Source organism: Variovorax sp. PDC80 (genome assembly GCF_900115375.1).
Lineage (GTDB): Bacteria > Pseudomonadota > Gammaproteobacteria > Burkholderiales > Burkholderiaceae_C > Variovorax.
The window spans coordinates 23,969-40,229 of record NZ_FOWG01000016.1; the positions used below are offsets into that span (position 1 = coordinate 23,969).

Sequence of the window (16,261 nt, forward strand, 5' to 3'; positions counted from 1 at the left end):
GATGGAGATTTAATATAATTAGGCCGTCGCGCTAGGTGGTGCGGCCGGGTTTGGAAGCCTGATGAAGCTCTGCGCAACTAGGAGTCCATCACATGGCTGAATCCGTTTGCGCTTGCGCGCAATCTTCTGATCCCTCGACGTTCGTTCGTCTCACGTCACTCGACCTGAGCACCCTCGCACTCCAAACCTGCGACGACGCCGACCACCTCAACGAAGTCCTCCGCGCCTACACCGCGCTAGAAAAGCTGGTCGAGCCCGCCGGCCTCCAGGACTGCGAAACCCTCACCCCCAGTCGCACCGAGCTCAGCGCCTTGCTGTGCTTGCTCAACCGGGCCCTGAGGTCGCGCATCGACACGATCCACGCCGCGGCCATCACGCTGCATGAGGCGATCGAGGAAGCTGTCCAGCCCCCGACTCCCGCTATCGGCGCACCATGAAAAAAGCCGCCGGCAAAACCGGCGGCTTTCACGCATCAATCAATCGCCAGGCGCCGACTCAAGCCGCCATCGGCTCCGGCAACACCGACGTCAACGCGAAGTCGATCAGCCGCAGCCAGGTTTCCTCCAACCCCATGATGTTGTGGTGGTCGGAGTTCGCCACGGTCTTCACGCTCACGGGCGTGGGCCAGGCGTCGATGAGCTTCTGCGAGCGTTCGTGCAGCACCACGTCGTCGCGCTCGGCCAGCAGCACCTGGGTCTTGGCGGCGACCTCCTTGCTGTGCTCGATCGAATTGAAGCGATGGCGCAGCAGCAGCGACAGCGGCACGAGCGGAAAGCGCTTCTTCGCCACTTCGAGCATGGAGTCGTAGGGCGTCACGAGCTGCAGGCTCTCGAAGGGCTGGCGCGCCGACAGCTGGATGGCGACGCCGGTGCCGAGGCTGCGGCCGACGACGTGCAGGCGCGCCTGTGGGAAGGCGCGGCGCAGGTGGCGCGCGAACTGCTCGGCGTCGGCCACCGAGGCGACCTCCGACGGGCTGCCCTGCGAATCGGCCACGCCGCGGTAGTTGATGGCGGCCATGCCGAAGCCCTCGGGCAGCCAGTGCAGGGCCTGGGCGGTCACGCGCACGTCCTCGCCGCGGCCGGCCAGATAGATGATGAGGTCCTGCACGGCCGCCTCGCCCTGCGGGTGGTAGACGTAGCCGCGCACCATGCCGCCGGGCACCGGGTGCGAGTAGGTGGAGAAGTCTTCCGACAGATGCACCACGGGCCGCTTGCGGGCATTGAAGAGGATGTGGCCCTGGCGCGTGGCCAGCAGGGTCCAGTAGGCGGCGAGGCTGCCGATGACGGCGGCCGAGGTCGACAGGGCGAAGCGGGCGATTCTTGCGTTGGTGTTGTATGAGGGCAAAGGGGCTCCCGAGAAAAAGGCCGGCATGTGTGACGCGGGCGGGAAGGCGATAGTTTCGCCGCGTTGGGAAGACAGCGCGTAGCGTGGTGTATGGCGGTGTTCGACGATGTACGGCGAGGTTGGCTGCGCGATGTGGAATGCGGCGCCGCGCGACGCCGGTTTTTGTCGGCTTGCGCTGACGCCGGGCGCCAGGGCGCTGCAGATAATCCGGCCCCATGACGACCCTTGCCCTCGACTGCTTCTACAGCCTTTCCTCGCCCTGGGCCTATCTCGGTGGCCCGCAGTTGCAGGACATCGTGCGCCGCCATCATGTGCGGCTGGCGCTCAAGCCCTACGACTTCCAGGCGGTGGTGCCGCAGACCGGCGGTATTCCGCTGAAGACGCGGCCCGAGCCGCGCCGCACGTACCACGCGCTCGAGCTGGCGCGCTGGCGCGACTACCTCGGCATGCCGCTGAACCTGGAGCCGGCGCACTACCCGAAGGGCGCGCCGAGCGACCCCAACTGGAACAAGTACGCGGGCTGGATGGTGATCGCGGCGCAGCTGCAGGGGCTCGATGCGCTGCCGCTCTCGCATGCGCTGCTGCGCGCGCTGTGGGCCGAGGAGCGCAACACGTCGGAAGCCGCGGTGCGCATCGCGGTGGCCGACGAGAACGGCTACGACGGCGCGACCCTGCAGGCGATGGAGCAGTCGGCCGAGGTGCTGGCCGTGTACCGTGCCAACAGCGCGGAGGCGGTGGAGCTCGGGGTGTTCGGGGCGCCGACCTTCATCCTCGGCGACGAGCGCTTCTGGGGGCAGGACCGGCTGGGCTTTCTCGACCGGGCGCTCGACAAGCTGCGCGCGGCGGGCTGAGGCCCCGGCAGGGGCTGCGGCGCTCAGGCCGCAAGCCGCAGCCAGATCCACGCCTCGGGCGCCTCGTCGAGCAGGCGGCTGGCCTTCCAGATGTGGCGCCCGCGCAGGTTGGAGCCGCACTCGAGGCCGAGCTGGCCGCCCTCGGGCGCGAAGAACTCCAGCAGGTTCGAGCTGCACCAGTCGATGCGCAGCTGCAGGGTGTGCGCGCCGGCCTCGACCTCGGTCTCGAAGCGGCCGCCGTTGCCGATGGTGCCGGCCTCCTCGCCGTCGATCACCACCTTGTACCTGCGCGTGAAATCCATGAAGCCGCTGTCGCGGCGCAGCACGATCCGTGTCCTCATGGTGCCGATCCTCGCTTGAAACCGTTCGCGCGCGAAGGCCGCTCATGCCGCATGCATGTCGGCCATCGGCTCATTGCACCCACATCGAACGCGGCAGCAGCGCCGGCACCAGCCCGCGGTTGAGCCGCTCGCGCCACCAGCGCAGCGCCTGCCCCTTGGCACCGGTCTTCCACGCGAGCCAGAAGGCTTCGGGCGGGCGCGGCTCCTCGGTGGGCAGCTCCACCAGCGTGCCGCGCGCGAGCTCGAGCGCGATGCAGGCGCGCGGCAGGTAGCCGTGGCCCAGGCCCTCGAGCTGGCAGGCGATCTTGGCGACCATCGAGGGCACGGTGATGCGCGGCTGCCCGGCCAGCAGGCCGACGGTGCGGTCCGACAGGGTGCGCGCGCTGTCGCCCACCACGATGGCGTTGTGCTCGAGCAGGTCGCCGCGCTGCAGCGGGCGGCCGATGCGCGTGAGCGGATGGGTGGGCGCGACGCAGAAGGCGAACTCGAGGCTGCCGACCTGCGTGGCCTGGTAGCCGCCGCCGGCCGGGCCTTCGCCGGCGGCGATGACGATGTCGGCGCGGCCCTCGCGCAGCGCTTCCCAGGTGCCGGTGAGGGCCTCGCAGCCGATGCGCAGCCGGGTGCCGCAGCGCAGGTCCTCGAAGGCGCGCAGGTCGCCGATCAGCGCCTGGGTGGGAATCAGCGAGTCGTGCACCAGCCGCAGCTCGGACTCGAAGCCGGTGGCGATCTGGCGCATGCGCGATTCGAGGTCGCTCGCGGCGCTCAGCAGCCATCGGCCTTCCTTGAGCATCTCCTCGCCCGCGGCGGTGAGGGTGACGCGCGGGCCGTTGCGCTCGAACAGCAGCATGCCGAGCTGCTCCTCGAGCTTGCCCACGGCGTACGAGATGGTCGAGGGCACCTTGTTCAGGCGCGTGGCGGCGGCCGCGAAGGAGCCGTGGCGCGCGATGGCGTCGACGACCTCGATGGCTTCCAGGCTGAGCTTGAGCACGGGGCGTGTTCCTGTCGATGAATACGAAGGTTGAACGATTGAAATAGATGATCGAAAACTTCGATCATAGAGGATGAAAAGTTTCGCCGATGACCGGGTTTAGGCCCGCGATGATTGATCCATGCCTAGGGGATGAGCCCCGAAAGCGATTGTGAATCACATCGATCAAAACTGTCATCGAAAGGTCATCAACCATGTTGGAACTTCGCGCCGCCACCGACCGTGGAACCGCCAATTTCGGCTGGCTCCAGTCGCGCCACACCTTCTCCTTCGGCCACTACCACGACGCGCAGCAGCAGGGCTTCTCCGACCTGCTGGTGATCAACGACGACCGCGTGACGCCGGGCCGCGGCTTCGGCACCCATCCGCACCGCGACATGGAGATCTTTTCGTACGTGCTCGAAGGCGCGCTCGAACACAAGGACTCGATGGGCACGGGCTCGGTGATCCATCCGGGCGACGTGCAGATGATGAGCGCCGGCACGGGCGTGCGGCACAGCGAGTTCAACGCCTCGGCCGTGGACCCGGTGCATTTCCTGCAGATCTGGATCGTGCCCGGTGCGCGCGGCGTGGCGCCGCGCTACCAGCAGGTGCACTTCGACGCCGAGCAAAAGCGCGGCCGGCTGCGGCTGATCATTTCGCCCGACGGCGACCAGGGCTCGCTCGCGGTGCACCAGGACGCCCGCGTCTACGCCGGCCTGTTCGACGGCGCCGAAACCGCCTCGCTGCAACTGGCCGCCGACCGCTATGCCTATGTGCACGTGGCCCGCGGCAGCGTGGAAGTCAACGGCCAGCGCATGGCCGAGGGCGACGGCGCCCGCATCCGCCTCGCGCAGCAACTGAGCTTTGCCAACGGCGACGACGCCGAGGTGCTGGTGTTCGACCTGCGGCCGAACGAGCTGCCGGCGCTCTGATTTCCTTTTTCCCCTCTGTCTTTTTTCAACCTCGTTTTTTCAGGAGTCTTCCCATGTCCATCAAAGCCACCCCCACCGCCGGCGCCACCCTGCTGACCCCCACCGACCACACGCTGGTGATGATCGACTTCCAGTCGCAGATGGCCTTCGCCACGCATTCGATCGACGCGGTGAGCCTGCGCAACAACGCCGCGCTGGTGGCGCAGGCAGGGGCAGGATTCGGCGTGTCGACCATCCTCACGACCGTGGCCGAGAAGAGCTTCTCGGGCCCGATGTTCGACGAGATCACGGCGGCTTTCCCCGGGCAGAAGATGCTGGACCGCACCTCGATGAACACCTGGGAGGACGCAGCCGTGATCGAGCGCGTGAACCAGATCGGCAAGCCGCGCATCGTGCTCGCGGGCCTGTGGACCAGCGTGTGCATCGTGGGCCCGGCGCTGTCGGCGCTGGACCAGGGCTTCGAGGTGTACGTGATCGCCGATGCCTGCGGCGACGTGTCGGCCGAGGCGCACGAGCGCGCGATGCAGCGCATGGTGCAGGCCGGCGCGCGGCCGATGACCTCGCTGCAGTACCTGCTCGAGCTGCAGCGCGACTGGGCACGCGGCGACACCTACGAGCTCACGACCGGCATCGCGAAGAAGGTGGGCGGCGCCTACGGCATCGGCATCAACTACGCCAAGAGCATGTTCGGCGCCCACGAAGGCTGAGCCCCCGGCAACGAACGCAACAACGAACAGAGAGCGCCGGCCATGAAGCCCTATGTCGTCTCCCTCGCGCTGGGCCTGCTGGTCGGCGTGATCTACGCGCTGTTCCAGGTGCGCTCGCCGGCGCCGCCGGTGATCGCCCTGGTCGGTCTGCTCGGCATCCTGCTCGGAGAGCAACTGCCGCCGCTGGTGCGGCAGGTGTTCGAGCGCCCCGCGGCCACCTCGTGGCTGCATCACCAGGTCAAGCCGCACGTGTTCGGCGAACTGCCGAAGTGCGTGCAGCCCAAAGCGGCGAAGACCGCCGCCACCCGCTCGTCCGACAGGAGCGATGCATGAGCACCCCCGACCCGCAACGCCGCCAGCTCCTGGGCGCCCTCGGCGCCTTCGCCGCCACCTCCCTCGCATCCACCCCGACCATGGCCAACACACAGACCCCCGACCTCATCCTGCGCAACGGCCGCTTCACCACGCTGGACCGCGCCAACCCCACGGCCGATGCCGTGGCCATCAAGGACGGCCGCTACACCCGCGTGGGCCGCGCCGAAGACGTGCTGCCGCTGGCTGGTGCGAACACCCGCGTGATCGACCTGCAGGGCCAGCGCGTGCTGCCGGGGCTGATCGACAACCACCTGCACATCATCCGCGGCGGCCTCAACTACAACATGGAGCTGCGCTGGGACGGCGTGAGGAGCCTGGCCGACGCGATGAGCATGCTCAAGCGCCAGGTGGCGATCACGCCGGCGCCGCAATGGGTGCGCGTGGTGGGCGGCTTCACCGAGCACCAGTTTGTGGAGAAGCGGCTGCCGACCATCGCCGAACTCAACGCGGTGGCGCCCGACACGCCGGTGTTCATCCTGCACCTGTACGACCGCGCGCTGCTCAACGGCGCCGCACTGCGCGCCGTGGGCTACACCAGGGACACGCCGGCGCCGCACGGCGGCGAGATCGTGCGCGATGCCGCGGGCAACCCGACCGGCCTGCTGCTGGCCAAGCCCAATGCCGCGATCCTCTATGCCACCCTGGCCAAGGGCCCGAAGCTGCCCTTCGACTACCAGCTCAATTCCACGCGCCACTTCATGCGCGAGCTCAACCGCCTGGGCGTGACCGGCGCGCTCGACGCGGGCGGCGGCTTCCAGAACTATCCCGACGACTACGCGGTGATCCAGAAGCTGGCCGACGACGGGCAGCTCACGATCCGCCTGGCCTACAACCTGTTCACGCAGAAGGCCAAGGAAGAGAAGGCCGACTTCCTGAACTGGACCAGGACCTCCAGATACAAGCAGGGCGACGACTACTTCCGCCACAACGGCGCGGGCGAGATGCTGGTGTTCTCGGCCGCCGACTTCGAGGACTTCCGCGAGCCGCGGCCCGAGATGGGCTCCGAGATGGAAGGCGAGCTCGAGGAGGTGGTGCGCATCCTGGCGCAGAACCGCTGGCCCTGGCGCATGCACGCGACCTACGACGAGACCATCAGCCGCTCGCTCGACGTGTTCGAGAAGGTCAACAAGGACACGCCGCTGGCCGGCCTGAACTGGTTCTTCGACCATGCCGAGACGATCTCCGAGGAGTCGATGGACCGCATCGCGGCGCTCGGCGGCGGGGTGGCGGTGCAGCACCGCATGGCCTACCAGGGCGAGTACTTCGTCGAGCGCTATGGTGCGGGCGCGGCCGAGGCCACGCCGCCGGTCAAGAAGATGCTCGAGCGCGGGCTCAAGGTCTCGGCCGGCACCGACGCGACGCGCGTGGCTTCCTACAACCCGTGGGTGTCGCTGTCGTGGCTGATCACGGGCAAGACGGTGGGCGGCATGCAGCTCTACCCGCAGCGCAACTGCCTCGACCGCGAGGGGGCGCTGCGCATGTGGACCGAGAACGTCACCTGGTTCTCGAACGAGGAGGGCAAGAAGGGCCGCATCCAGGCCGGCCAGCTCGCCGACCTGGTGGTGCCCGACCGCGACTACTTCGGCTGCGCCGAATCGGAGATCGCCGACATCACGGCGCTGCTGACGATGGTGGGCGGCAAGGTGGTCTATGGCGCCGGGCGCTTCGCGTCGCTCGACGAGGGCGCGCCGCCGCCCGCGATGCCCGACTGGTCGCCGGCGCGCACCTTCGGGGGCTATGCGGGCTGGGCCGACACCCAGGGCGTGCATGGTGCCGAAGGCGCGCCGATGCAGAAGGTCATGCGCAACGCCGCTGCGTCGTGCGGCTGCGCCAACGACTGCAACGTGCATGGCCACAGCCACGCGACGGCCTGGAGCAGCAAGCTGCCGATCGCCGACCTCAAGAGCTTCTGGGGCGCGCTGGGCTGCGCCTGCTGGGCGGTGTGATGGCGATGCGCTGGACCACTTCTTCGGCCGTGCGCTGGATCGCCTTGCTGCTGCTGTGCGCGGCCTACCTGCAGGGCGGCCTCAACAAGGCGATGGACTTCGACGCGGCGATCGCCGAGATGAACCACTTCGGCCTGTCGCCGGCCGGCCCGCTGGCCGCGGCGGTGATCGTGCTCGAGCTCGGCGCCGCGGCGCTGATCCTCGCGGGCTTCTGGCGCTGGCTCGGTGCGCTCGCGCTGGCGGGCTTCACGCTGATGGCGACCTTCGTCGCGCTGCGTTTCTGGGAGATGCCGCTGGGGCACGAGCGCTTCATGGCCGCCAACTCCTTCTTCGAACACCTGGGACTGGTCGGCGGCTTCGTGCTCGTGGCCTGGCTCGACCTCAAGGAACGTCACGATGACTGAAGCCCCCAAGACCGCCAAGCCCGGCGCCTTCGCCCCGCTGCGCCAGCCGGTGTTCGCGGTGCTGTGGGCCGCCACGGTGCTCGGCAACATCGGCAGCTTCATGCGCGACGTGGCGAGCTCGTGGCTGGTGACCGACCTGTCGGCCAGCCCGACCGCGGTGGCGCTGATCCAGACCGCGGCCACCTTGCCGGTGTTCCTGCTGGCGATCCCGGCCGGCGTGCTGTCGGACATCCTCGACCGGCGCCGCTTCCTGATCTTCGTGCAGCTGGTGCTGGCGGCGGTCAGCGGCAGCCTGCTGGTGCTCTCGCACACCGGCGCGCTCACGGTCGAGTACCTGATCGCGCTGACCTTCGTGGGCGGTATCGGCGCGGCGCTGATGGGGCCGACCTGGCAGTCGATCGTGCCCGAGCTGGTGCCGCGTTCGGACCTCAAGGGCGCGGTGGCGCTGAACTCACTGGGCATCAACATCGCGCGCTCGATCGGCCCGGCCGCGGGCGGGCTGATCCTCGCGAGCTTCGGCGCGGCCGTGACCTACGGCGTGGACGTGCTGAGCTACGTGTTCGTGATCGCGGCGCTGCTGTGGTGGAAGCGGCCGGCGGCCGTCGACAGCGGGCTGTCGGAGAACTTCCTCGGTGCCTTCCGCGCCGGCCTGCGCTACACGCGCTCCAGCAAAGAGCTGCACGTGGTGCTGCTGCGCGCGGCGGTGTTCTTCCTGTTCGCGAGCTCGGTGTGGGCGCTGCTGCCGCTGGTGGCGCGCCAGATGCTCGGCGGCAGCGCCGGCTTCTACGGCGTGCTGCTGGGCGCGGTGGGGGCGGGCGCCATCGGCGGCGCGCTGCTGATGCCGCGGATGCGCGAGCGGCTCGATGCCGACGGCATGCTGCTGCTGGCCTCGGTGCTGACGGCGGCGGTGATGGGCGCGCTGGTGCTGGCGCCGCCCCAGTGGCTGGCCGTGGCGCTGCTGCTGGTGCTGGGCCTGGGCTGGATCGTGGCGCTGACCACGCTCAACGGCGTGGCGCAGTCGATCCTGCCGAACTGGGTGCGCGGACGCGGCCTGGCGGTCTACCTCACGGTGTTCAACGGCGCGATGGCCGCGGGCAGCCTGGGCTGGGGCCTGGTGGCGCAGCAGATCGGCGTGCCGTTCACGCTGGTGGCGGGCGCCGTGGGGCTGGTGGTGGCGGGGCTGATCTTCCACCGCGTGAAGCTGCCCGCGGGCGAAGCCGACCTGCAGGCCTCGAACCACTGGCCCGAGCCGCTGGTGGCCGAGCCCGTGGCGCACGACCGCGGGCCCGTGATGATCCAGGTCGAGTACCGCATCCGCAAGGACGACCGGCCCGCCTTCATGGCCGCGATGAAGCGCCTGTCGCTCGAACGCCGCCGCGACGGCGCCTATGCCTGGGGCCTGCACGAGCACACGGCCGACCCGGAACGGATCATGGAATGGTTCCTCGTCGAGTCGTGGGCCGAGCACCTGCGCCAGCACCACCGCGTGTCGCAGGCCGATGCGGACCTGCAGGGCGAGGCGCTGCGCTTCCATGCGGGGCCGGGCAAGCCGGAGGTGCATCACTTCCTGTCGCTCTGAGCCTTCCTTCCTCTTTCCCCTTCCGCTTCTTTCAACCCCTCACCAAGGAAAAACCATGACCACACTGACCCTTCGCGACGGCACCGAGCTCTACTACAAGGACTGGGGCAGCGGCCAGCCGATCCTGTTCAGCCACGGCTGGCCCCTGAGCGCCGACATGTGGGACAGCCAGATGCAGTTCTTCGCCGAACGCGGCTACCGCGCCATCGCCTTCGACCGCCGCGGCTTCGGCCGCTCGAGCCAGCCCTGGACCGGCTTCGACTACGACACCTTCGCCGACGACATCGCCGAGCTGATCGAGAAGCTCGACCTGAAGAACGTGGTGCTCGCGGGCTTCTCGATGGGCGGCGGCGACGTCACGCGCTACATCGCGCGCCACGGCTCGGCGCGGGTGGCGAAGCTGGCGCTGATCAGCGCGGTCACGCCGCTGTTCATGAAGACGGCCGACCATCCGGTGGGCCCCGAGAAGTCGCTGTTCGACGGCATCCGCGCGGGCCTGGCGGCCGACCGGGCGCAGTTCCTCGATGACTTCAGCACCATCTTCTACGGCACCAACCGGCCGGGCGCGGCGGTGTCGCAGGGCGTGTTCAAGCAGACGCTGCAGATCGCGCTGCAGGCCTCGCTGAAGGCAACGATCGACTGCGTGACCGCGTTCTCCGAGACCGACTTCCGCCCCGACATGGCGAAGATCGACGTGCCCACGCTGGTGATCCACGGCGACGACGACCAGGTCGTGCCCTTCGAGGCCACGGGCAAGCTGGCGCACGAACTGATCGCGGGCAGCCGGCTCGAGGTGTACGCGGGCGCGCCGCATGCGACCTGCACCACGCACCGCGACCGCGTGAACGCGGACCTGCTGGGCTTCGTGCAGGGCTGAGCGCGCTTCAGCCGCCGTGCGCGCCGAGCCACGCGAGGGCTTCGGCGCGCACGCGTTCGTCGGCATCGTGCTGCGCCGCGCGGGCAACGGCCTCGTGCCATGGGCGGCCGGCGCGCTTCCAGGCCGCGAGGCTGTAGAGGGCGGTCCAGCGCACGCCGGCATCGGTGTCGTGCGCGATGCGTTCGGCCAGCGCGGGCAGCAGCCGGCGGCCGGCGGCGGCGCCGAGGCCGCGGTCGTCCATCAGGCTGGCGGCATGCATGCGCACGCGCGCATGCGGCGCGGCGAGGCCGCGCAGGGCCTCGTCGACCTCTTCGGTGCGCAGGCTGCAGTAGCTGCTGCCGGGCTTGAGGATGGCGAGCGCGCGGGCCTCGGCGGCGGGCGAGAAAGACAGCAGGGCCTCGAGCGGGCGGTAGTCGAGCGCCAGCGGCGTGCGGTCGCGGAAGGCGGAGTAGGGCGCGCACAGGCCTTCGATGGCGACCTCGGCATTCGCGCCCGTCGCCAATTGCGCGAGCAGCCAGTCGCTGTCGCCGAGGAAGGCCAGGGCGCGCGCGGCCCAGGCGCGGTCGGGCGGCTCGCCGCGGCCGCTGGCCTGGCGGCGCAGCGCGGCCAGCACCTCGGGCGTGGCGACGCCGATGCGGCCCAGCAGCGAGGCCGCTTCCCAGGCCCGGCCCTTGGGCGCCAGCCGTTCGAGCAGCGGCGGCACGGCGGGCGCGCCGAGGCGGCAGAGCCATTCGGCCGCGTCTTCGCCGTCGATGGCGCCCTCGAAGCGGCCCAGCCGCTCGACCAGGTACTGCGCCTGGGCCTCCTCCGGCAGCGCGGCGACGCGGCGGCGCTCGCTCTCGTGCGCGTCCTCCTTGGGCATCAGCGCGAGGAAGGCCTTCTCGCCGATGCAGCGGCGCACCCAGGCCGGGCCGCCTTCCTCGTCGTGCAGGAAGACGACGAAGCCGGGCGCGAGCCGATCCGGATGGCTCTGCGCCAGCGCCTTGCGGATCTTCTTCGTGGCGCTCACCAGCATGTCGATGCAGCGGCGCTCGCCCGCGAGCCAGGCGCGGCGCGTGGACTGCATCGCGGCCGCGGCCGCCTCGGCGCCGGCGCCCAGGGCCTCGCTCTCGAAGCCGCTCAGGTCCCAGCGCCAGTCGGGCGGGTTCCATGCCGCCTCCCAGAAACGGCCGGCCGGCGGCCCGCCGAGGGCGCCGAGGCTGTGGGCCGCCAGGCCGGGCAGGAACACCGGGCCGTCGAGTTCGCGGTACAGGCCGTACAGGGCGGCGGCGTAGAAGCTTTCGCCGGGGTTCTGGTCCAGCAGGGCCCGCAGCGCGCGCACGGCGTCGTCCACGAGCAGCGGTTCCAGCGCCTTCCAATCAGTGGGCGGCGGGGTTTCGGAGGACATGGGCAGGCGATTTCCTTTGGGCCCGCGATCCTAAGGGCCGATGCCGCTGGCGATAATCCGTCGATGCGAATCCGCTTTACCAAGATGCAGGGGGCCGGCAACGATTTCGTCGTGCTCGACGAAACGCGCGGCACGCTGGGCCTCACGGCCGCGCAGTACCGCTTCCTGGCCGACCGCCACTTCGGCGTCGGCGCCGACCAGATTCTCACGGTGCGGCCCGCACGCGCCGCGGGCACCGACTTCCAGTACGTGATCCACAACGCCGACGGCGGCGAGGTCGAGCAGTGCGGCAACGGCGCGCGCTGCTTCATGCGCTTCGTGCGCGAGCATGGCCTGACCGACAAGGACACGGTGCGCGTCGAAACCCTGGCCGGCGTGATCGAGCCGCGCATGGGCGACGACGGCCGCGTGACGGTCGACATGGGCGCGCCGATCTTCGAACCCGAGCGCGTGCCCTTCGACACTGCCGGGCTCGACCCGCAGCCCGAAGGCGGCTGGCACACCTGGCACCTGGCGCTGGGCACGCGGGCCGGCAGCGCTATCGTTTCGGTAGCGGTGTTGTCGATGGGCAACCCGCACGCGGTGCAGCTCGTCGACGACGTCGAGACCGCGCCCGTGGCCGAGCAGGGGCCGCAGATCGAACACCATCCGCGCTTTCCGCAGCGCGTGAACGCCGGTTTCCTGCAGGTGGTCGACCGCACGCACGTGAAGCTGCGCGTGTTCGAGCGCGGCGCGGGCGAAACCCTGGCCTGCGGCACCGGCGCCTGCGCGGCGGTGGTGGCCGGCATCCGGCTCGGGCTGCTGGACCGCCGGGTCGACGTGCAGACGCACGGCGGCATGCTCACCATCGAATGGCAGGGCGAGGGCCGGCCGGTGCTGATGACGGGCCCGGCCACCACGGTGTTCGAGGGCGACATCGAGGTGCCGGAGCTGCCATGACCCTTCCCACGAACAACCACGACGCGAACGCCATGAACCCGATCACCGAAGACGACATCGCGAACTACCTGGCGAACACGCCCGACTTCTTCGAGCGCCATGCCCAGCTGCTGGCGCAGGTGCAGCTCACCAGCCCGCACGGCAACCGCGCCGTGAGCCTGCAGGAGCGCCAGGCCGAGATGCTGCGCGAGAAGATCAAGGCGCTCGAGCACCGCGTGATGGACATGGTGCGCCACGGCACCGAGAACGTGGTGATCGCCGACCGGCTGCAGCGCTGGACCGCCGGCCTCCTGACCACGCGCGACCCGCGCAGCCTGCCCTACCGCATCGCGGTCGACCTGCAGTCGCTGTTCCTGGTGCCGCAGACGGCCATCAAGGTCTGGGACTGCGGCACCGAGTACCTCAACGAGGCCTATGCGCAGTGGGTCAGCGACGACGTGAAGGCGCTCGCGACCTCGCTGACCTCGCCGTACTGCGGCCTCAACGCGGGCTTCGAGGCGGCCAACTGGCTGCCCGAGCCCAATGCCGCGGCCTCGATCTCGCTGATCCCGCTGCGCGCCGAGCCCAACGCCCCGGCCTTCGGCCTGCTGGTGCTGGCCTCGCCCGACGCGCAGCGCTTCAACGCCGAGATGGGCACCGACTTCCTCGAGCGCATCGCCGAACTGGCCTCGGGCGCGCTGTCGCGGCTGCGGCCTTGATCCGTCCCGTCGCGGCGCTGGGGCGCCTGTGGCGCCGGGTGCCGCGCGTGCTGCGGATCGCGGCCTGGACCGTGTTCGGCGTCGGCGTGGTCGTCTATGCGACCGCCTGGACCGTGGTGTGGCAAGGTGCGCGCGAGGCGCTCGCCAACCCGCCGCAGCGCGCGGCCGACGCCGCGCTGGTGCTCGGCAACCGCGCCTACCTGCGCGGCAAGCCCAATCCCTGCCTGACCGGGCGCGTCGACGAGGGCGTGGCGCTGGCGCGCGCCGGGCTGGCGCGCGAGCTGCTGTTCTCGGGCGGCGTCGACAGCGAGGACGGCCGCATCGAGGCCGAGGTGATGGAGCAGCATGCGCGCGCCGTGGGCCATGCCGGGCCGATGCGGCAGGAGCGGGTGTCGAGCTCGACGCGGCTGAACCTCGCGCTGTCGACGCCGATGCTGCAGGCAGCCGGCGTGCGCAGCGTGATCGTGGTGTCGGAGCCCTACCACCTGTGGCGCGTGAAGCGGCTGGCGCAAAACAGCGGCTTCGACCGCGCCTTCGACGTGCAGTACGCGGCCGCGCCCTCGAGCTGCTGGCGACGCTGGGGCATGGTCTTCAAGGGCGCATTGCGCGAGCCGCTCGCGGTCGTGAACAATGCCGCGCATGGCTACCTCTTCTAGCGCGGCCGGGGCCGAGGCCCCGCCCGCCGACTCGGGCTGGATCGAGAAATACCTGGAGTACGTGCGCGTGGAGCGCCGGCTGTCGGCGCGCACGCTCGAGCTCTACAGCTACCACCTGAAGGAACTGGCGGCGAACGCGGCCGAGGCCAGGCTGCCGCTGGACCGCGTGCAGACCGCGCACGTGCGCCGCTGGATGGCGCAGCTGCATGGCTCGGGCCGCGAGCCGCGCGGCATCGCGCTGGTGCTGTCGTGCTGGCGCAGCTTCTACCGCTGGCTCGGGCACGAGAAGCTGATCGGCTTCAACCCGGTGCAGGACGTGCACGCGCCCAAGGCCGACCGCCCGCTGCCCAAGGCGCTGGGCGTGGACGACGCGGTGCGGCTGGCCGAGCTGCACGACACCGAGGCCGACCCCTGGACCGAGACCCGCGACCGCGCGATCGTTGAGGTGCTCTACGGCTGCGGCCTGCGCGTGAGCGAGCTCACGGGGCTCGACGCGCGCGCGAGCCAGACCGCGCGCGGCTGGATCGACATGGACGCCCACGAGGCCAGCGTGCTCGGCAAGGGCAGCAAGCGGCGCATGGTGCCGGTGGGCTCGAAGGCCATCGAGGCCCTGACGGCCTGGCTCGCGGTGCGCGGCGACTGCGCGGCGCTCACGGCCGCCACCCTGCGCGAACCGGCCGAGGCGGCGGCGCTCTTCATCAGCGCCAAGGGCGTGCGCATGTCCTCGCAGGCGGTGTGGAAGCTGCTGCGCGGGCGCAGCCTCAAGGCCGGCCTCGCGACGCCGGTGCATCCGCACATGCTGCGCCATTCCTTCGCGAGCCACGTGCTGCAGTCGAGCAGCGACCTGCGCGCGGTGCAGGACCTGCTGGGGCACGCGAACATCGCGACCACGCAGGTCTACACGCGGCTCGATTTCCAGCACCTGGCGCGCGCCTACGATGCGGCGCATCCGCGCGCGCGGGCCCGCGACGACGATGGCGGCAGTGGCAGCGGCCGTGGCGTCAAGAAAACTCCCGACAAGAAAACATGAAAACCCTCCGACTCAAGCCCGGCAAGGAGCGCTCGCTGCAGCGCCGCCATCCCTGGGTGTTCGAATCCGCCATCGCGCGCGGCGGCGCCGATGCCGGCGAGACCGTGCGCATCGAATCGCACGACGGTGCCTTCCTCGCCTGGGCGGCCTTCAGCCCCGATTCCAAGATCCGCGCGCGTGCCTGGAGCTTCGTCGAGACGCAGCGCATCGACGCGGCCTTTCTCGCGTCGGTGGTGGCGCGCGCGGTCGCGGCGCGCGGCCTGTTCGAGCTCCAGAGCGACGGCGTGCGGCTGGTGCACGGCGAGGCCGACGGCCTGCCGGGCCTGATCGTGGACCGCTACGGCGACACGCTGGTGGCGCAGTTCCTGTCGGCCGGCGTGGAGCGCTGGAAAGCCGTGCTGGCCGATGCGCTGCTGAAGGCGACCGGCCTGTCGAAGCTCTACGAGCGCTCGGATGCCAGCGGGCGCGAGCGCGAGGGGCTCAAGCCGGTGACGGGCTGGCTGCGCGGACAGGACGAGGCGACCGAGATCGTGATCCGTGAGCACGACTGGAAGCTGTCGCTCGACATCGCCACCGGCCACAAGACCGGCTTCTACCTCGACCAGCGCGACAGCCGCCGGCGCTTCGCCGAGATGGCGCGGCACCGGCGCTTCCGCCGCGTGCTCAACTGCTTCTGCTACACGGGCGGCTTCACGGTGGCGGCGCTCGCGGGCCTGAAGGTGGCGGACGCGGTGAAGGGCGCTTCGCTGGTGTCGGTCGATTCCTCGCTGCCGGCGCTCGAGCGCGCGCGCGGCCACCTGGCGCTCAACGGCTTCGACGCGGCGGCCGACGGCTTCGAGGCCGAGTTCCTCGACGCCAACGTGAACACCGTGCTGCGCGAGTTCCTCGACCAGGGCCGCACTTTCGACGCGATCGTGCTCGATCCGCCGAAGTTCGCGCCCACGGTGGCGCATGCCGAACGCGCCGCGCGGGCCTACAAGGACATCAACCGGCTCGCGCTCAAGCTGCTCGAGCCGGGCGGGGTGCTGCTGACCTTCTCGTGCTCGGGCGGCGTGGGCGCCGACCTGTTCCACAAGATCGTGGCCTCGGCCGGGCTCGATGCCGGCGTGGACGGCTACATCGCCGAGCGCCTGGGCGCGGCGCCCGACCATCCGATGACCATCGAATTCCCCGAGGGCGAGTACCTCAAGGGGCTGGCGGTGGTGCGAAAACCCGCTTGACCGTG

At 70.3% G+C, this 16,261-nt stretch carries 18 protein-coding genes; 14 read left to right on the forward strand and 4 right to left on the reverse strand.

The features are described 5' to 3' along the window. Nucleotides 1–92 precede the first annotated feature (92 nt). Entirely contained in the window at nucleotides 93–437 is a 345-nt protein-coding gene (locus tag BM109_RS34400) for a hypothetical protein (RefSeq protein WP_093353310.1), read from the forward strand. A gap of 58 nt (nucleotides 438–495) precedes the next feature. On the opposite strand, the gene BM109_RS34405 is transcribed toward BM109_RS34400, so the two are convergent. Continuing rightward, nucleotides 496–1,344 (reverse strand): alpha/beta hydrolase, encoded by an 849-nt coding sequence (locus BM109_RS34405; protein WP_256222967.1) that lies wholly within the window; start codon nucleotides 1,342–1,344, stop codon nucleotides 496–498. A 215-nt stretch (nucleotides 1,345–1,559) separates the two neighbouring features. On the opposite strand from BM109_RS34405, the gene BM109_RS34410 reads away from it, so the two are divergent. After that, nucleotides 1,560–2,195, forward strand: a complete 636-nt coding sequence (locus BM109_RS34410; RefSeq protein ID WP_093353315.1) for a 2-hydroxychromene-2-carboxylate isomerase — start codon at nucleotides 1,560–1,562, stop codon at nucleotides 2,193–2,195. A gap of 23 nt (nucleotides 2,196–2,218) precedes the next feature. On the opposite strand, the gene BM109_RS34415 is transcribed toward BM109_RS34410, so the two are convergent. Then, a complete protein-coding gene (locus BM109_RS34415; protein ID WP_093353317.1) occupies nucleotides 2,219–2,536 on the reverse strand; it encodes a hypothetical protein in 318 nt (105 codons plus the stop codon). A gap of 70 nt (nucleotides 2,537–2,606) precedes the next feature. Then, on the reverse strand, nucleotides 2,607–3,524 hold the full coding sequence (locus BM109_RS34420) for a LysR family transcriptional regulator (protein WP_093353320.1): 918 nt from the start codon (nucleotides 3,522–3,524) through the stop codon (nucleotides 2,607–2,609). A gap of 194 nt (nucleotides 3,525–3,718) precedes the next feature. Between BM109_RS34420 and BM109_RS34425 the strand changes: the two genes are divergently transcribed. The 7 genes from BM109_RS34425 to BM109_RS34455 all read left to right on the forward strand — a co-directional run bounded on the left by BM109_RS34425 (nucleotide 3,719) and on the right by BM109_RS34455 (nucleotide 10,326). Continuing rightward, nucleotides 3,719–4,438 carry a pirin family protein gene (locus BM109_RS34425; RefSeq protein ID WP_093353324.1) on the forward strand — a complete coding sequence of 240 codons (720 nt, stop codon included), beginning with the start codon at nucleotides 3,719–3,721 and terminating at the stop codon, nucleotides 4,436–4,438. Between the two features lie 53 nt (nucleotides 4,439–4,491). Next, nucleotides 4,492–5,145, forward strand: coding sequence for a hydrolase (locus BM109_RS34430; protein WP_093353327.1), 654 nt, complete (start codon nucleotides 4,492–4,494; stop codon nucleotides 5,143–5,145). 42 nt (nucleotides 5,146–5,187) lie between these two features. After that, nucleotides 5,188–5,478 carry a DUF1427 family protein gene (locus tag BM109_RS34435; RefSeq protein ID WP_093353330.1) on the forward strand — a complete coding sequence of 97 codons (291 nt, stop codon included), beginning with the start codon at nucleotides 5,188–5,190 and terminating at the stop codon, nucleotides 5,476–5,478. An 80-nt stretch (nucleotides 5,479–5,558) separates the two neighbouring features. Further along, nucleotides 5,559–7,466, forward strand: a complete 1,908-nt coding sequence (locus BM109_RS34440) for an amidohydrolase (RefSeq protein WP_218159441.1) — start codon at nucleotides 5,559–5,561, stop codon at nucleotides 7,464–7,466. Between the two features lie 5 nt (nucleotides 7,467–7,471). After that, on the forward strand, nucleotides 7,472–7,870 hold the full coding sequence (locus tag BM109_RS34445; RefSeq protein WP_093353686.1) for a DoxX family protein: 399 nt from the start codon (nucleotides 7,472–7,474) through the stop codon (nucleotides 7,868–7,870). Next, a complete protein-coding gene (locus BM109_RS34450) occupies nucleotides 7,863–9,449 on the forward strand; it encodes an MFS transporter (protein WP_093353335.1) in 1,587 nt (528 codons plus the stop codon). Before BM109_RS34445 ends, BM109_RS34450 begins: the two co-directional genes overlap by 8 nt. Before the next feature lie 55 nt (nucleotides 9,450–9,504). Further along, the gene (locus BM109_RS34455; RefSeq protein ID WP_093353337.1) at nucleotides 9,505–10,326 is read left to right on the forward strand and encodes an alpha/beta fold hydrolase; all 822 of its coding nucleotides are present in this window, start codon (nucleotides 9,505–9,507) and stop codon (nucleotides 10,324–10,326) included. A 7-nt stretch (nucleotides 10,327–10,333) separates the two neighbouring features. On the opposite strand, the gene BM109_RS34460 is transcribed toward BM109_RS34455, so the two are convergent. After that, on the reverse strand, nucleotides 10,334–11,713 hold the full coding sequence (locus BM109_RS34460; protein WP_093353340.1) for a DUF4303 domain-containing protein: 1,380 nt from the start codon (nucleotides 11,711–11,713) through the stop codon (nucleotides 10,334–10,336). Between the two features lie 63 nt (nucleotides 11,714–11,776). Between BM109_RS34460 and dapF the strand changes: the two genes are divergently transcribed. Genes dapF through BM109_RS34485 form a run of 5 tightly spaced genes read left to right on the forward strand, consistent with a single transcriptional unit; the run spans nucleotide 11,777 to nucleotide 16,256 of the window. Then, nucleotides 11,777–12,652 carry a diaminopimelate epimerase gene (gene dapF / locus BM109_RS34465; RefSeq protein ID WP_093353343.1) on the forward strand — a complete coding sequence of 292 codons (876 nt, stop codon included), beginning with the start codon at nucleotides 11,777–11,779 and terminating at the stop codon, nucleotides 12,650–12,652. After that, complete coding sequence (locus tag BM109_RS34470) at nucleotides 12,649–13,350, forward strand: DUF484 family protein (protein ID WP_093353345.1); 702 nt, start codon at nucleotides 12,649–12,651, stop codon at nucleotides 13,348–13,350. Before dapF ends, BM109_RS34470 begins: the two co-directional genes overlap by 4 nt. Beyond that, entirely contained in the window at nucleotides 13,347–14,006 is a 660-nt protein-coding gene (locus tag BM109_RS34475; protein ID WP_256222968.1) for a YdcF family protein, read from the forward strand. The genes BM109_RS34470 and BM109_RS34475 overlap by 4 nt, the downstream gene beginning before the upstream one ends. Beyond that, a complete protein-coding gene (locus tag BM109_RS34480) occupies nucleotides 13,990–15,036 on the forward strand; it encodes a tyrosine recombinase XerC (RefSeq protein ID WP_093353688.1) in 1,047 nt (348 codons plus the stop codon). The genes BM109_RS34475 and BM109_RS34480 overlap by 17 nt, the downstream gene beginning before the upstream one ends. After that, nucleotides 15,033–16,256: a class I SAM-dependent rRNA methyltransferase gene (locus BM109_RS34485; protein WP_093353348.1), complete on the forward strand. Its 1,224-nt coding sequence runs from the start codon at nucleotides 15,033–15,035 to the stop codon at nucleotides 16,254–16,256. Before BM109_RS34480 ends, BM109_RS34485 begins: the two co-directional genes overlap by 4 nt. The last annotated feature ends 5 nt before the right edge of the window (nucleotides 16,257–16,261 follow it).

Excerpts from the sequence above, each read along its gene's own strand:
- BM109_RS34410 (WP_093353315.1), top strand. The coding sequence starts at position 1,560 with ATGACGACCCTTGCCCTCGACTGCTTCTACAGCCTTTCCTCGCCCTGG.
- BM109_RS34470 (WP_093353345.1), top strand. The coding sequence starts at position 12,649 with ATGACCCTTCCCACGAACAACCACGACGCGAACGCCATGAACCCGATC.
- BM109_RS34450 (WP_093353335.1), top strand. The coding sequence starts at position 7,863 with ATGACTGAAGCCCCCAAGACCGCCAAGCCCGGCGCCTTCGCCCCGCTG.
- dapF (WP_093353343.1), top strand. The coding sequence starts at position 11,777 with ATGCGAATCCGCTTTACCAAGATGCAGGGGGCCGGCAACGATTTCGTC.
- BM109_RS34455 (WP_093353337.1), top strand. The coding sequence starts at position 9,505 with ATGACCACACTGACCCTTCGCGACGGCACCGAGCTCTACTACAAGGAC.
- BM109_RS34400 (WP_093353310.1), top strand. The coding sequence starts at position 93 with ATGGCTGAATCCGTTTGCGCTTGCGCGCAATCTTCTGATCCCTCGACG.
- BM109_RS34415 (WP_093353317.1), bottom strand. The coding sequence starts at position 2,536 with ATGAGGACACGGATCGTGCTGCGCCGCGACAGCGGCTTCATGGATTTC.
- BM109_RS34430 (WP_093353327.1), top strand. The coding sequence starts at position 4,492 with ATGTCCATCAAAGCCACCCCCACCGCCGGCGCCACCCTGCTGACCCCC.
- BM109_RS34480 (WP_093353688.1), top strand. The coding sequence starts at position 13,990 with ATGGCTACCTCTTCTAGCGCGGCCGGGGCCGAGGCCCCGCCCGCCGAC.
- BM109_RS34485 (WP_093353348.1), top strand. The coding sequence starts at position 15,033 with ATGAAAACCCTCCGACTCAAGCCCGGCAAGGAGCGCTCGCTGCAGCGC.
- BM109_RS34425 (WP_093353324.1), top strand. The coding sequence starts at position 3,719 with ATGTTGGAACTTCGCGCCGCCACCGACCGTGGAACCGCCAATTTCGGC.
- BM109_RS34440 (WP_218159441.1), top strand. The coding sequence starts at position 5,559 with ATGGCCAACACACAGACCCCCGACCTCATCCTGCGCAACGGCCGCTTC.
- BM109_RS34445 (WP_093353686.1), top strand. The coding sequence starts at position 7,472 with ATGCGCTGGACCACTTCTTCGGCCGTGCGCTGGATCGCCTTGCTGCTG.
- BM109_RS34435 (WP_093353330.1), top strand. The coding sequence starts at position 5,188 with ATGAAGCCCTATGTCGTCTCCCTCGCGCTGGGCCTGCTGGTCGGCGTG.
- BM109_RS34460 (WP_093353340.1), bottom strand. The coding sequence starts at position 11,713 with ATGTCCTCCGAAACCCCGCCGCCCACTGATTGGAAGGCGCTGGAACCG.